9 protein-coding genes are annotated in these 16,104 nt (G+C 47.5%); 3 read left to right on the forward strand and 6 right to left on the reverse strand.

Annotated elements, in window-relative coordinates; translation table 11 throughout:
- Positions 1-95 precede the first annotated feature (95 nt).
- Complete coding sequence (locus tag QGP82_RS09605; RefSeq protein WP_499058643.1) at positions 96-5,879, forward strand: alpha-2-macroglobulin family protein; 5,784 nt, start codon at positions 96-98, stop codon at positions 5,877-5,879.
- 55 nt (positions 5,880-5,934) lie between these two features.
- On the opposite strand, the gene QGP82_RS09610 is transcribed toward QGP82_RS09605, so the two are convergent.
- From QGP82_RS09610 to phnF, 4 genes are all read right to left on the reverse strand, one after another.
- Entirely contained in the window at positions 5,935-7,692 is a 1,758-nt protein-coding gene (locus QGP82_RS09610; RefSeq protein ID WP_499058646.1) for a putative 2-aminoethylphosphonate ABC transporter permease subunit, read from the reverse strand.
- A gap of 55 nt (positions 7,693-7,747) precedes the next feature.
- A complete protein-coding gene (locus tag QGP82_RS09615) occupies positions 7,748-8,953 on the reverse strand; it encodes a putative 2-aminoethylphosphonate ABC transporter ATP-binding protein (protein ID WP_163664907.1) in 1,206 nt (401 codons plus the stop codon).
- A 32-nt stretch (positions 8,954-8,985) separates the two neighbouring features.
- Positions 8,986-10,095, reverse strand: coding sequence for a putative 2-aminoethylphosphonate ABC transporter substrate-binding protein (locus QGP82_RS09620; RefSeq protein WP_250565881.1), 1,110 nt, complete (start codon positions 10,093-10,095; stop codon positions 8,986-8,988).
- 445 nt (positions 10,096-10,540) lie between these two features.
- Entirely contained in the window at positions 10,541-11,254 is a 714-nt protein-coding gene (phnF, locus tag QGP82_RS09625) for a phosphonate metabolism transcriptional regulator PhnF (protein ID WP_499058649.1), read from the reverse strand.
- 282 nt (positions 11,255-11,536) lie between these two features.
- Here phnF and QGP82_RS09630 point away from each other — a divergent pair, with 282 nt between their 5' ends.
- On the forward strand, positions 11,537-12,361 hold the full coding sequence (locus QGP82_RS09630; protein ID WP_163700922.1) for an HAD family hydrolase: 825 nt from the start codon (positions 11,537-11,539) through the stop codon (positions 12,359-12,361).
- Positions 12,362-12,421: 60 nt separating this feature from the next.
- Positions 12,422-13,585 (forward strand): TIGR03364 family FAD-dependent oxidoreductase, encoded by a 1,164-nt coding sequence (locus QGP82_RS09635; protein ID WP_499058652.1) that lies wholly within the window; start codon positions 12,422-12,424, stop codon positions 13,583-13,585.
- A 44-nt stretch (positions 13,586-13,629) separates the two neighbouring features.
- On the opposite strand, the gene QGP82_RS09640 is transcribed toward QGP82_RS09635, so the two are convergent.
- Together QGP82_RS09640 and QGP82_RS09645 are read right to left on the reverse strand one after the other, a co-directional pair.
- Positions 13,630-14,154, reverse strand: coding sequence for a hypothetical protein (locus QGP82_RS09640; protein ID WP_499058654.1), 525 nt, complete (start codon positions 14,152-14,154; stop codon positions 13,630-13,632).
- 13 nt (positions 14,155-14,167) lie between these two features.
- The gene (locus QGP82_RS09645; protein WP_499058656.1) at positions 14,168-15,658 is read right to left on the reverse strand and encodes an ammonium transporter; all 1,491 of its coding nucleotides are present in this window, start codon (positions 15,656-15,658) and stop codon (positions 14,168-14,170) included.
- Positions 15,659-16,104: the final 446 nt, after the last annotated feature.

The following is a 16,104-nucleotide window of genomic DNA, read 5'->3' on the forward strand; positions in this document are numbered from 1 at the left end:
CACAGATTCTATCCAGAATTAAGAATTGTAGGTATTTCCGTAATCTGTCAGGCCCCATTGGATATGACAAAGAAGTGTGGCCAGTGGTGGAGTCAATGTCAGAAAGGAAAAAGCTACGAAAGCTGTTGATCTACGGACTGATCGGTTTTGTTCTGACATTACTGTTGGCCACCTGTAATCGTCCCAATGCTTTGCATACGCAGGATCAGAGTGTTCCCATTCCACCGCCCGAACCATTGCCAGCAGTGGCCGCACTCACCGACCCAGAACTGCCCGATTGGATTGAACAGATTAGCCCTACTGGAGAAGCTAAAACACTAGCCCAGATAAGGATTCGGTTTGCTGAGCCACTGGTGGCAGTGGAGAGTTTGGAAAGTCAAGGGCGTAACGCTACCCTAGAAAAATTTGAAGTCTTCCCTCCTATCCCTGGTGAATTTCGCTTTCTCACCCCGCGTATGGTTGGTTTTCAGGCCGATCGCGCCATTCCCAAGGCCACGCGAATGCGCGTCACCCTAAAAGCCGGTCTAAAAGATCTCTCCGACCATGAGCTAGACCAGGATTTTGCCTGGACCTTTACCACAGAGCCCATTAAAATCACTAACCTGCCTGGTATTGATAGCAGACGAGGATCAGCCGAGGACCCCATTGATATAGAACCTGTCCTAGAGTTCAACTCTAACGTTCAGCTTGATCTAGCTTCCCTAAAACAACACCTACAACTCTCGACTGAAGATCAAGAGACTGAAGGCCAAGCCAGTTCAATTCCAGTACGTGTAGTTGAGGCCGAATACGAGGATGAGTACCTGTCTGCCCGGGAAAAGTTTGGTACCTCGACACGTCCCTGGCAATACCATGTCACCCCCAATCGCCCCCTCAAAAAAGCCACTCAATACTTTCTCAGCATTTCACCTGGACTGCAGCCTGCAGGTGGAAATCTCCCCACTGAAAATAGTATTGATAGTCTGATTACCACCTACAGCCCCCTAGCCTTCGAGAAGTTAGAGATGGTAGGCGCGGGACAACCCGGTGGAGCTACTGGTCGATTTACCAATGGCCTGGCCCAGCTTGTATTTAATAATGGACTAGTGGCTGAAAGCGCTGCTGAACAAATCACCATCGATCCTCCCATTCAAGCAGGCACTCGCCTACTCCGAGCCTACGATAATGACACGTATGTCAGCCTCAATCCTTGGTCGTTGGAGCCTCAAACCACCTACACCATTACCCTTGGAGCTGATTTAAAAGACCGCTTTGGCCAAAGCCTGGGTAGTCCGGTGACGGTGGATTATACCCCCAGTGATTTAACCGGTGACATCTGGGCTCCCACGGGGCTCAACATTTTCCCAGCTAATCAAGATTTGCAGCTCAACATATCGGCAGTAAATCTGCCAGACAACGCCTATAAAGCTGCCTATCAGGTTGTTCAACCAACGGATTTAGTTAAAACTGACACGGCCTATCCCCGGGGTAACAACACGAGTCTGTTGCCAGACCGCAGCACCTGGTCCTCATTTTCTGTCGCCGCTGAGAAGAATACCTTTGCTGATATTCCCGTGCCCCTACGAGAACAGCTGGGGGGCAACACCGGCATGTTGGCCTATGGCGTTACGGCCCGCGCCAGCACCTATAATCGCAACGGCACTCAACGCTGGCATGAACCCAACTATTACGGACTGGTACAGCTCACCAACCTGGGTGTCTTTGCCCAGTGGTTCCCAGACTCAGGCCAGGTGCGGGTACACCATTTAGCAGATGGCTCAGTTGTCCAGCAGGCCCCCATCTCGATCTATCGCGCCTACACCTACGAAGGCAATCCTCCAGTAGGGACACCCCAGCCCTGTGCCACAGGTAACACTGACAACACCGGCACCCTGAAATTAAATGCCCAAGCTCTCAAATCCTGTATGAATGGAGCTGAGACGTTTGATGACCCGCCAGAACTCCTCGTGATTGCCCGTGAAGATAATGACTGGGCATTTGCCCGCACCACACCCTATACCGGCAGTTCTCGTTACGGTATTTATGCAGGTTGGGAAGGGAGTCAGCCCATTTCCCGTGGAAACGTCTTTTCTGACCGTTTTCTTTATCAGCCCGGAGAAACCGCTTGGCTGACTGGCAATGCCTACTATCTACAGAAGGGCAGCCTGCGTCAAGACAAAAACAGACCTTATACCATCACCCTACAAGGGCCTGAGGGTGAGAGAATTGACCTGGGCACCCAAACAACCAATGACTTTGGCACCTTTTCTGTGAAATGGGATATCAGTGCCGATCAGCCTTTGGGCTACTACTCCGTTTTGGCCGCTGCTGACAATGGCGTAGAACTGCTGGGGAACTTACGGGTAGCCGAATTTAAGCCGCCTAACTTTAAGGTTGCCATGGGCCTTGATCAAGCAACAGCAGCGGCAGGCGATAGTCTTTCAACCAGTGTAGAAAGCAGCTATCTATTTGGAGCACCGGTACAGGGACGTGAGATCAATTACTATGTCACTCGTCAGCCAACGACGTTTATTCCAGAGGGTTGGGACGACTTCTCCTTTGGTCGTCGGTGGTACTGGCCAGAGGAACGCCCCATTGTTTCCAGCGATGTATTAGAGACTAGCGAAACCCTGGATGACCAGGGGCAAAGTCAGCTTTCCGTAGAGATTACTGACGATCTGCCCTACCCCATGACCTATCGCTTAGATGCTGAGGTGGTGGATGTTTCCAATCTTTCAGTTGCTGATACAAAAGAGGTGACGGTGCTGCCAGAGGAACGGTTGATCGGTTTGCAGAGTGATTTTGTAGCCGATGCTGGAGAGCCCTTCGATGTGGAGGTGATTGTTACCGATGCTGCGGGGCAAGCTCAGTCTGGTCAGTCGGTACAGTTGGCGCTAGAGCGGATGAATTATAGCAGCGTCACTGAGGTGATTGAGGGCAGTGTTAACCCCAACTATCAGGTGGAATATGAGCTAGTAGATGAGGTAACGGTTCGTTCTGGTAACACGACTAAAACAGTGCAGCTGACAGCTCAAGAAGCAGGACCTTACCGCATTCAGGCCACGTTGGGTGATGAGCGCTCTGCTACGGATACCCGGATTTGGGTGTCTGGTGCTAACCCTGTTTACTGGGGCAGCCGCTATAACAATAATCGGCTAGAGGTGCAGCTGGACAAAGACAGCTACGTCCCTGGAGAAACAGCCACGGCGATGATCCAATCGCCCTATGACGCAGGCGAACTGTATTTTGCCGTAGTCCGCCAAAACACCCTCTATGAAGAAGTGGTTTCCGTTAGCGGTGGCGCACCCCAGGTGCAATTCACCGTTACCCCAGACATGTTGCCTAATGCAGCCGTGGAAGTCGTTCTCGTGCGCCAGGGAGAGCGGTTGGAAACTGTCGAAGTTAATAATCTGGAGAATCTAACCAGCATTGGCTTTGCCCCATTTCAAGTAGATCTGGCGTCTCGTTATCTAAAGCCAGAAGTGACACCCACTGAATCCGAGATTCGTCCGGCTGCCGAGCAAACACTCAATCTCACCCTTAAGGATGATCAAGAGCAGCCTGTGTCAGGTCAGTTTACAGTGATGGTAGTGGATGAAGCCGTCCTCCAGCTTAGTGGCCATCGTCCACCGGATTTAGTGGAGACGGTGTATGCCGAACAGTCCATTTCCACCCGCTTTGCGGATAACCGTTCGGATGTGGTGTTACGACCGCTGAGTTCTCCCCTAGAAAAAGGCTGGGGCTATGGCGGCGGATTCTCGGCAGGCGGTGAGAGTACCCGCATTCGCAAAGACTTTCAGGCCCTGGCCTACTATAACGGCTCGGTGCTCACAGATGACCAGGGCCAGGCGGAGGTGAGCTTTACCCTACCCGACAATCTCACCACCTGGCGAGTGATGGTGGTGGCCACCGATGGTAACCTGCATTTTGGCAATGGCGATGCCACGTTTGTCGCCACTCAGCCCTTAATCACTGCGCCAATTTTGCCCCAGTTTGCTCGGCCTGGCGATCGCATAATGGCTGGCTTGTCGGTGACTAATACCACAGACCAGCGGGGTCAGTTAAAAATCCAGGGAGATGCGGCTGACGGCCTGAGCTTTGCTGATGAAGAGTCAACGACAAGCCTTGAAGAACGTGGTAAAAAAGGCACCCAGGCCTATCGCTTCCCTATAGAAGTAACCACAGCGGGAGAAGCGCAGATACAATTTCAGACCCAGCTAGGCGATGAGGCCGACGGCTTCCAACTGCCGTTAACTGTCAAGCCGTTGACGATTAATGAACAGGTGGTAGATGCAGGATCGACTACGGACCCGGTCACCATTCCCGTGAATGTGGACAAAGATGTGGTGTCAGATGTGGGTGGCTTAGATGTCTCTCTCTCTAGCACCCTGCTAACGGATATCAAAGCACCGGTGCAACAGATGGAGTGGGTAGAGTCGTTACCGAATCTTTCCACGGCAGCCAGTCAGCTGAGTATTGCGGCTAATTTACAAATTCTCAGCCAGCAATATGGTCAGGTGCTGGATGGATTTGATCCACAAGCAAAAGCCAATCAGGCACTGCAGCGCATAAAGATATTACAGCGTCCCGACGGTGGCTTTTCCAGCTGGCCAGGCGGTGAACAGTCTGACCCCTTTGTCACACCCTATGCCGCTAGATCCTTGGCCCAGGCCAAAGCCGCTGGATTCTCGGTGGATGGAGCCTTGATGAGCCAGCTCCAGAAGTATCTATCTGAGCTGCTAAAAAATCCAGGGCAGGTGGACTGGTGTTCATCGCCCCAATGCAAGAGCCAGGTGCGTTTAGAAGTGCTGTTAGCATTGTCGGATCTAGGCGATGTGCGACAAGACTTTTTGTCATACCTATACGACAATCGCGACGAGTTTGACTGGGTTGGCCAAATTAAGCTAGCGCGTTATCTGTCTCAGTTGGACAATTGGCAAACGGCAGCTGATACCCTGGCCAATCAGGTTCAGGAATCGGTTTACGAAACAGCCCGCAGTGCTACGGTGAACCTGCCCGATGGGTGGGGTTGGTGCCACTCCCCTGTGAGGGCCCAGGCTGAAATCTTAAATCTGTTTGTAGCAAGAGAGGGCAGTCCTGAACTGTTGGGACGACTGGTAGAAGGCCTACTAGCCCTGCGGCGGGAAGGCAGCTGGGGATTCCCTTACAACAATGCTCAAGCCCTCGGTGCGCTAGTGACCTATGCTCGACGCTTGCCTGAGCCGCCTAATTTTGAGGCAACGATCCAGTTGGCCAGTAAGCAATTGGCTCAACAACAGTTCCAAGGCTATCAGCAGCCGAGTTTAGATATCTCTATTCCCATGGCAGAATTGCCCAAGGGTACGTCAGATTTAGTCCTTAACAAAGCTGGTGACGGAGAACTACACTACTTGAGTGCCTATCGCTATCGGCTAAAAGGTAATGCTCCCGGTCGTTTACAAGGCTTGCGTGTCACCCGCACAGTGCGTCCAGCAAACGAATCAGAGATGCTCTATCAAATGGGTCTGAGTCGGGTAAAAGAGAATCTCTCATTAGACGTAGGCCAGGTGTTTGATGTGGGCCTGGAAATTATTACCGACCATCCGGTGAACCATGTGGTGATTACCGATCCGCTGCCTGCGGGTCTGGAGCCCATTGACACGTCATTCCAGACGAGTACGGCCTATTTCCAGCCGCAGCAGGATAGTTGGCAGATTGGTTATCAGCAGTTGGGTCGCGATCGCATCCTTGCCTATGCTGACTACCTCGACACAGGTGTCTACACCCTGCATTATCTTGTCCGTTCAGTCACACCCGGCACTTTCCTCTGGCCTGGCTCAGAGGTACAGCTGGAATATGCCCCCGAAGAATTTGGTCGGGCTGCCACCACCACCTTAGAGCTACAGTCAGCAAGAGAATAGATGATCCTGGAATGTTGAAAACTAAAGTTTTCTCCTATGAACAAGGTTTATAGGCTTATTTCTTAAGCCATGCCTGGGTTCGTTGTTGTAACCCTCTCGTTAGCAACCAATAAATTCCCTTAACCCCTAAGCTTGTCAACACAATTAACACTGACATCGCTGCCGCCGCAGACACATCTCCCGCATCATCCATATTGACAATGGCCACAGATGCTAATGGTAGTTTGGGTGGATAGAGAAAGATCACCGCCGATACCGTCACCATGGCATTGATGAAATAATAGATCCCAATTTCCAGAATCGCCGGTAAACACATGGGGACCGTTACCCGCCAGAAGGTTTTATAAAACGGGACTGACAGAGAGGCCGATACTGCCTCAAATTCTGGATCAAGTTGTTTTAGAGCTGTGCTGGCAGTCAAGAAACAAACTGTCGAAAAGTGGATAATCGTACACAGGACTAAAATTCCCATGGTGCTGTATAGTCCATTGAGTGGATTTAGCAGGGCATAGCCAGTAAAGGGAATACTGATGGTGCGCTGGTTAAAGAAGAACACATAGGCCAGACCCAAAACGAGTCCTGGTAATGCTAAGGGTATTGTCGAGAGAAAGTAAGTTACATTCCGTAGCCATTTCATGCCCCTACCTTTTTCAACTAAGTAGGCAATGGTAAACACCAAAGCAGTTCCCAAGACTGCTGTGTAAAACGACATCCGAATACTGTTCCAATAAGCTCTATAGCCACCGCCACCGACACGACTAAAGTCATAGTTTCGCAAACTTAGACTAAAGTCATAGGGCCATACTTTAACCAGGGAAGCAAAGATAATGGTGCCAAACACAATGATGGCCGCTGAGGCAATCAGGGTACAGCAGGCAAACATCATCCAGTCCAAAACTGGCTGTGGTTTGGGCTGTAATGGAACGGCTTTAGCGCTAACTAACGCTGTTTGCCGACGCTGAATCATGCGGTCAAGCACAAAGGCCAGCACGGCAGGCACCAGCAGGAACACACTGATGGTGGCACCCATGGAGAAGTTTTGTTGGCCAATCACCTGCTTATAAATATCGGTGGCCAGAACATTAAAATCCCCACCAACAACCTTAGGCACTCCGAAATCCGTAAAGGCAAGAATAAAACAGACAAAAATGGAGCTAATTAAGCCAAATTTAACCCCTGGCAAGGTAACCGTAAAAAAGGTACGAATAGGAGATGTGCGCAGAGCTTGAGCTGCTTCATACAGACGAGCATCTGTCAGACTGAGAGCCGTGGTCAAGATCACCACTGCCTGAGGAAAACAGTAGAAAAATTCCCCCATCATAATACCTGTGGGGCCATACAAATTAATGTCCCAACCTACTTGAGTGACTAATCCCTGATTTCCAAATAGGTAAATCAGGCCAATCGCATGGGCTAGAGGGGGAATGTAAAGGGGTAACAGACTCAATAGTCGAAAGACACCTTTACCAGGCATGGCGGTACGGGTCAGGGCATAGGCATATACAAAGGCCAGGCTAACGGAAACCAGGGTGGTCAGAAATGCCACATATAAACTGTTACCAAAAGAGGCCAGCAGAGAAGGCGTTGTCAGGTATTTTAGATAATTATCAAAGCCCACCCAGGCACCATCGGTGTCTTGTAAACTCCGCAACACCATAGGGAACAAAGGTAAGATCACACCCACAGTGAGCCAAATAACAGCCAAGATCAGTGCGCCCCGCATGATCCAGTCTTCTCGGGTAATCACTTGTTTAATGGGCTTATTACCAGCGGTCGAGGCAGCTGGTGGCGGTAAGGATGGAGAAACAGTCATGATTTCAAAAACCTTTACTGTCTTGTTGTCGTAAAAGTGTTACTTTCTGAATCGATTAGTTTTCTGCTGCAAATACACGAATAGATTCTGGGGGGAATTGAATCACCAGCTGAGATTGCAGGCCCAAGTCAAATCTCAGAGCCTCTGTAGTGGTGATTTCCACCAGCATTGGTGAGGCTGCCTCTGTGCCGGACTGAGTCACCACATCTATTGGCATCAGGGATAGTTGATAGCTAGACCCTAAAAATTCTAGACCTGTAACTACGGTTGAAAGAACGTTTGCAAGACCTACTGGAGCATGCTTTCCCAAGACTTGAACATCTTCAGGACGAATTGCCAGGGTGACTGCTTGATTGGTCGGTACATCATTTCTGGGGGTCTGCAAATATAACTCTCCACATTGAACTTGATCAGTGGAGATGACCTGTCCTGGAAGAAAGTTCATCGTACCAATAAAGTCAGCTACGAACGGAGAATTGGGTTGTTGGTAAATCTCGTAAGCAGTTCCCACCTGGGCCAGGTAACCGTTGTTCATTACCACCACACGGTCGGCCATGGCCATGGCTTCTTGTTGGTCATGGGTCACCATCACTGTGGTGATATTCAACTCCCTTTGTATACGGGCAATTTCGCTACGCAGTTTCACACGCACTTTAGCATCCAAGGCAGAAAGGGGTTCATCCAGCAGCAATAATCCAGGGGAGAGTGCTAAGGCCCGTGCTAAGGCCACCCGCTGTTGTTGTCCACCGGACATTTGAGCTGGATATTTATGACCAATTTGGCCTAAACCTACTTTGTCTAAAAGCTCTGTAACTCGGGCTGTAACTTGTTCTTTTGGGTGACCTGCGTTTTCTAAACCGTAGGCAATATTTTGGGCTGCGGTCAGGTTAGGAAATAGGGCATAGGATTGAAATACGATTCCAAAGTCTCGTTGATAAGGAGGGAGTGCTGAAACATCTTTCCCATTTTGGATAACGCGTCCACTGGTTTGGGGATCAAGGCCAGAAATAATACGCAGCAGTGTGGATTTACCACAACCACTAGGTCCCAGGAGACAGACTAGTTCACCTGGATAAACGTCTAGGTAAATGGCTTTGAGGGCAACAAAGGAACCAAACTGTTTATAGGCGTTTTCGATACGCAAATAGGGCTCGGCCTGCCTTTCTGTTGTGACAACGGTACCGTGCCGTTGAACTAACGGGTCAGAGTCAACCGAAGGGATGGATTGGGACGAAACCTTAGGCTCATTAGGAGAATGCATTGTCGTAATTCCTAGCTAGCTGGGGGATGGATTTATTCTTTAGGCTCAGACTTGCCGTCGTAGCGATTGGTCCATTCTTCTAGGATGCGATCGCGATTCTCAGCCGCCCAATTAAAGTCATTTTCGGCCAGTTGAGCAATGGGATCGGCAGGGAAACCAGCGGGTACCGGAACATCTGTTTTCACCGCCGTGATTGCATAGCTTTTCGCATACTTCTCAGAAATTTCAGGGGTAATGGCCCAATCTAAAAAGGTTTTAGCCGCAGGCTTAATGTTGTCTTTCTTAATCAGAGCATTGGCTTCCATTTCCCAGCCAGACCCTTCTTGTGGAAAGACGGGTTCGATGGGTTCTCCATCATTCTTTTGCTTAACCGCCCGATAGCCAAAGGAAATACCAATGGGATATTCACCTGCCCCTGCTAGTTTGCAGGGCTTGGAACCTGAGTGAGTGTACTGAGCAATATTGTCATGCAACCCATCCAGATACTGCCAGCCACCCTCTTCACCCTTGAGCTGAAGCAACGAAGACACCGACAAAAAGCCTGTCCCCGACGATGCTGGATTTGGCATTACCAGATGACCTTTGTACACTGGATCGGTTAAATCTTCCCAGGACTCGGGTATGGGCAATCCCTTAGCCTCTACTTCTACGGTATTCACACAAAATGCAGAAATCCAGGCATCAATGCCAATCCAGCGGGGAGGATTTTGAGGATCCCGAAATCGCGCCTCAACTTTTTCCAACCCTGCCGGGGCATAGGGTTCTAACAGTCCTTTTTGATCAGCCAGTACCAGGCTGGACGCGGCTAATCCCCAGACAACATCAGCTTGAGGATTATCTTGTTCCGCCAAGAGTTTAGCCGTAACAATTCCTGTCGAATCACGCACAATGTTGACGTCGATATCCGGATAGGCAGACTTAAACCCAGCTAGGTAGCCTTCAATCTGGTCATCTTCGATGGCAGTGTAAACAGTAATCGAACCTGCTGTTGCACTGGCGGTATCAACGGCTGCCGCACCCGATGTATTGGCACCGCTAGTGTTTGTATCCTCTTTGACAACACATCCGCTGACCGCAATGGCGACCATTAAACTGGCTAGGGACGTGGAACAAAGACTTAGAAACCGTTTTCTTGAAAGCATAAGTGACATTCCTATTTGGGGAACTAAAAGATAGAACGCCGAGCAGACGGGAAGAGAAAATACTTGCTGAGCTGAATTAACAAACGATGCGAGTTCAACAGACCCAGAGTGCGATTAAACAGGGAAATACAGCATGTATAACGGGATGGAGAACTCGAGCTGAACCGTAGCAGTATGACGATTGACTAGACGTTATGGACCAGATATCCATGGGTGGCTAGTTGTCTAGACAAGTTGAATGATATTGAGCTTACTTTGATAAATCGTTAAGGCAGGGTTAAGCTTCCCAAAAATTGGGTTCGATACCTTTTTGACATTGATTGTTAGTTAGCCTTGCTCAACCAGGGGCAAAAGAGGTCTTCAGGAATCAATCAGCAACTTTATACTTATTGGCCCGGAGTACTCAGGCATCACTCAGTAACTCGGCACTATCGGCCTGGAGTATTCAAGAATCAATCACCAGCTCGATACTATCGGCCCGGAATCGTGTGATTGTGTACTCAATGGCTGTGCCGTACTGGTTTTCGTTAATGGACTGTACCAGCAGAATCGACTGATTTTTGGCAATTTTTAGGAGTTTGGCATCTTGAGGCTTGACCGGACGAGACGAGATAAACGTGCGACGACGAATGTGGTCAAATCCATAAACGTCATGCATAAGCTTGGAAATTGATGCGAACTCAGACAATTTCTCGGCAATATTAGGACAGGATGAGATCGCAAAATAACTCGTTGACACATTTAGCGGTTTGTCATCTGCCCACCCCGTCGTTTCGTATTGAACGACAACATCTCCCAGGTCAAGGGCTAAATATTCAGCTACCTTGCCGGTCGCCACGGTTTCAGTGAGCTGAAGTACTTTTTGTCGAGACGAACGGCCCTGGGCCTGGAGTGAGTTGTTATAACGAACACGCTTACCAATGGGATAGTTAATGGGCGCGTCTGCAACAAAGACCCCCAGACCTTTATCTACCCGGAGCAATCCTTCCTCTTTTAGTAGGTCGACAGCCTGACGCACAGTATGTCGATTGACTCCAAAGCGAATGCCTAACTGCTGTTGACTCGGCAACCTATCACCAGTTTGATACACACCTTGCTGAATATCGTGGCGTAAATCGTTGGCAATTTGCACATAGCGGGGCAGCGCTGATTGAAACATTGTCAACACACAGTGGCCAAAGTGCTTATTCGCTCAATCGTAACAGTATAGCAAGCTAAATACTGAAATTTATAGTAAACGACTGAATGCATTCAGCCATTTACTGAGCACATAACTGCTGCTAAATAGAGATTTCAGCCATAACTGATGTCATAAACTATGTGCACCAAAATATAGTTAGCAACCATTATTGTCAATTTTCCCATATGGAGTAAAATCTAGATGTCTAGACAGCTAGATGTGTTGTTTTTTGAGTGATCTTTACATTAGGGGGTGTCAAGGATGTCTAGAATCCAGTTAGTTGTATTTGATATGGCTGGTACTACCGTTCAGGATCATAACGAGGTGCAGCGTTGTTTTTTTGAGGCAGCTGATGCAACAGGGTTGAAGGCAGATCCTAAAAAAATCACGGCCATGATGGGCTGGTCCAAACGGTTAGTGTTTGAGACTCTCTGGCAACAACAAATTGGGGGGGATCATCCCCATTATTTACATCGGGTAGAAACCTCATATCAAGCGTTTAAGCACATACTTGAAAACCATTACAGGACTCAGCCAGTCTTACCAACGGCAGGATGTTTGGATGTCTTTGATTGGCTGAAGTCTCAAGATATCCAAGTGGCGCTAAATACAGGTTTCTATCGCCAGGTGACAGATATTATTCTGGAGCGTTTGGGCTGGGATCGTGGTCTTGATAAAAACTACGTAGGGACTACGGATAGTGTTATACAGGTATCCGTAACCCCATCGGAAATTTATGGCAATGAGGGTAGACCAGCTCCCTACATGATTCAAAAAGCTATGTATTTGTTGGGTATTAAGGATCCTCAGGCGGTCGTTGTCGTTGGTGATACGCCATCAGATCTAGAGGCCGGTATCAATGCCCACTGTCGTTGGTCGTTAGGTGTCACTAATGGCACCCATAGCCGTGAACAGTTAGAGCTATATCCAAATCACGGTCTTTTGGATTCGCTATCAGCATTAAAGGACAAAGGCATTGCTGATCCTCGGGATGGCTTTAATTGTGAGACACCGTCCAATAGCAATCGCTCTAGACCGGTGCATCCCCTAAATCAGCAATCGCAAGACAAAATTGCGAAGGTCTAGCTGCATTATCTGACGTTTCTAGAAATAAAATCCATCTCACGAACAGGGAGTATAACAACTATGGCAAACGTAGAACGCAGGGTTGATGTAGCCATTGTAGGCGCTGGGATTGTTGGGCTTGCCCATGGGTTGGCTGCTGCGAAACAAGGTAAACGTGTTGTTGTTTTTGAGCGAAACCTTCAGTGTGTTGGTGCTTCTATCCGCAACTTTGGGATGGTATGGCCGATTGGTCAGCCTGGTGGGACGTTGCTGGATCGGGCGTTGCGATCGCGCAAAATTTGGCTAGAGCTATCAGCAGCAGCTGGGTTTCATGCCAATCCCTGTGGGTCTTTACACCTGGCGTATCGCCCCGATGAACTGGCGGTATTAGAAGAATTTATCGCTGAGCGACAACAATATACCAATACTGTTGCCCTCTTAGCTGCTGATGCAGTTAATCAGAAAAGCCGTGCAGTTAGAACAGAGGGATTACTAGGTGCCCTTTGGAGTGACACTGAAGTAATCGTTGATCCTCGAGAAGCGATTCGTAAATTACCTAATTACTTATCCCGTACCTATGGCGTAGAGTTTCACTTTGGTACTGTTGTCACTGACATTGCATCTCCATATTTATTGGCAGATGGCAAGCGTTGGCAGGCTGAACAAATCTTTGTATGTAGTGGAGCTGATTTTGAAACCCTTTATCCTGAACTTTATCGTGATAGCTCCATTACGAAAGTCAAGCTCCAAATGATGCGTACTACCCCTCAGCCAGATGGCTTTAGTATCGGCGTACCCTTGTGTGGTGGGTTAACACTGACCCATTATGCTGCTTTTGCCAACTGCCCCTCTTTGGCTGCATTAAAAGCTCGCATTGAGCAAGAAACCCCTTATTTTCCTCAGTGGGGCATTCATGTCATGGTTTCACAAAATGCATTGGGAGAGTTGGTTATTGGCGATTCCCATGAGTATGGCGATAACCCAGATCCTTTTAATCGGGCTCACTTGAACCAATATATTCTGGACTATCTAAAAAGTTTTTTCCAAGCTCCCTCGCTAGATATGGCTGCAACCTGGCATGGCGTTTATGCTAAATTACCGGGCAAAACAGAATTAGTTCTCTGTCCAGAAACTGGAGTTACAATTATTAATGCTTTGAGTGGGGCAGGCATGACCCTCTCTTTTGGATTAGCAGAAGAAGTAGTCGCGGCGATATCAGGAGAAGCCGTGGTTGCAGCGGCATAAAGCATGACTACGTCGCGGCAAGTCATCATTAGTCCACGATGAGACTACAATTTTTCAAGTACTTCTCTAGCAGCAGGACAGTTTTTGCGAGGATCTTGCTGATTTTGAAAAAAGCTTTCTAGTAAAGGCCTAATTTCTTGGGGTTTACCGGACGTGTTACGATTTTGTTCCCAGAGACTAAATAGAAATTGAGCCTCTTTAAAATACTCTGATCCACTTCCTTCTGGAATTTTACAGAGTCGAATAAAGGAGGTGCTAAATTTACCCTCTGTTGCTTTAATAATCGCCGTGTCATAAAGGGCACCATCCAATTTATTCTGACAAAAGTTAGTCCATTTCTCCTCGATCTGCGTCTTAAGTCTTAACAATTCTTCCACAATTATCTCATTGCTCTCAAAATCATCTTGACAATAATTTTCTGTAATTACAGGCAACTCGCTTATGATAGGTTGAGACGAAGTTTTAAACATAAAATAGGCAACAACACCAAGTGCCGATATCATGAAAGCGGCTGTTGACCACGTCATTGAGGAGCCAGAAGCATCCCTTTTTATATCTTGTTTACGCATGATTAAGGTCTACTCACATAATTATGGTGGCATCACTTCCCGCTTTTTCATCTTCCAGCGTTACCCTTAATCCTCTTCTAGCCGCTGTGAAAATACCCACATTATTACTAGTATTTTGAATGTAGCCGCTTTCATTTAAATTTAACGCGTAAAGAGATAACCCTATCAGCACCCAGGCTATTAAACTCAATAGGAAAGTAACGACCACTACACAGCTACACCCCAAAGCTTGGTAAAGAAATTGCTGAGTAACAGGATAAACACTACTAAACTCACGGGAGAAACTTTGTGCAAAAATCCCCACCGCTATCGTCCCCCAGATACCACAGAAGAGATGAACAGGCACAGCACTGACTGGATCATCAATGCGTAACAGTTTTTTTTCAAGTAAGCCCTCACCAATCAGCACCAGGATACCGCCGACGGCTCCAATGATGCATGCGCCTAAAACATCTACATAAGCAGACGAAGCTGTAATACTGACTAATCCTCCTAGCAAGCCATTTATAATAGATGAGAGTTTTACTTTATAGCCCGTTACCAGAGGACTATAAAATAGAATGGCTAAACCTCCAGCAGTGGCAGAAAACATCGTTGTGGTAATGACATGGGGAACATAGTCTAAAAAGCGTGTTGAACCACCATTAAAGCCAAACCAACCAAGCCACAAAATTAAACACCCTAACGTAGTAAACCCTGTATTGCAGGGCTCAAATTTTTCAGTATCTCTCTCAAAAAGGAAGGTTTCTTGCTCTGCATCATATCCAAACCGTCCATCCCTTGGCCCTAAGACCCAAGCACCGACTAATGCAGCTGTTCCTCCAACTGCATGAATTACGGTTGCACCAGCGAAATCATGGAAGTTAAGCACATTTGCGATCCAACCACTTTCTCCCCATACCCAGTAACCCACTAGCGGATAAATAAAACCAACAAGAATAAAACTAAAGAGGATAAAGCCCCAAAATTTAATTCTTTCTGCAACAGCCCCAGACACAATCGTTGCTACAGTGCCAGCAAAAGATAATTGGAAAAAGAAAATTGCTGCAAACGACCTGTTTTCCCAAAAGCTTCTGACATATTCAAAACCTTGTGGAAAAGGATTTAAATTTTCCTTGGATGGAAAGATGAAATCCACAAAAAAACCAACTTGTCCAAAGAGAGAATTTTCACTATCGCCAAACATAAAGCGAAAGCCAAACAGGAAAAATGCACTTGCTGCCACACAAAATACGATTAAATTCTTAGCTAGAACATTAGTCGAGTTTTCAGTTCGACAAATTCCTGCTTCAAGCATGGCAAACCCAGCATTCATGAAGAAGACGAGTAACGCTGCAATCACCATCCAAGCAGTGTTGACCGCAGAGAAAAGCTCTATGTTCGTTGGGATTTGACTAGTAGATTCTTGGGCAAATGATTGAGTCGATATAACTAGTAAGAACGTAACTGTTAATAAACCAGTGAACAACCAGTGTTTTGATAATCGACTCACTAAAAGATTCATATTTCTAGAGAACAAGAATTTCAATTAACCTTCTGCATAAATGAAAGGTATAAATTTAAGCTGGGCAATTTTGATATCTATTTCGATGTGATCGCTTGTTAGGGGGTCTATTTATACCTTGAAGATTGCACCCACAATCGCTTTCATGACCAAGATGCATTTATCCCCATCGAGAAATTCTATACATCTAGACATTAAGTATCAGAGTATCCAGTTGATATCTAATATGTCATTGACAGAAGAGGCCATTATCTATGCAAAATTGGCCAAGTTCAATCCGTGTTTTGAGCAGGAACTTGGTCAGAGTATTATTCGTCACTAGCCTGGAAGCTCTGATTGAAGGGCAATTGGTCAAAGGATGCTTTTTAGCTTGTGGCCAGCTACGAATGATTTCGAAAATTGCCCTGAAACGATACAAACGTTAGGCAAACATATAAGTGCATTCA

Origin of the sequence: Leptothoe sp. LEGE 181152, from assembly GCF_032906605.1 — a bacterium.
GTDB classification, from domain to species: Bacteria; Cyanobacteriota; Cyanobacteriia; order Phormidesmidales; family Phormidesmidaceae; genus Leptothoe; species Leptothoe turfae.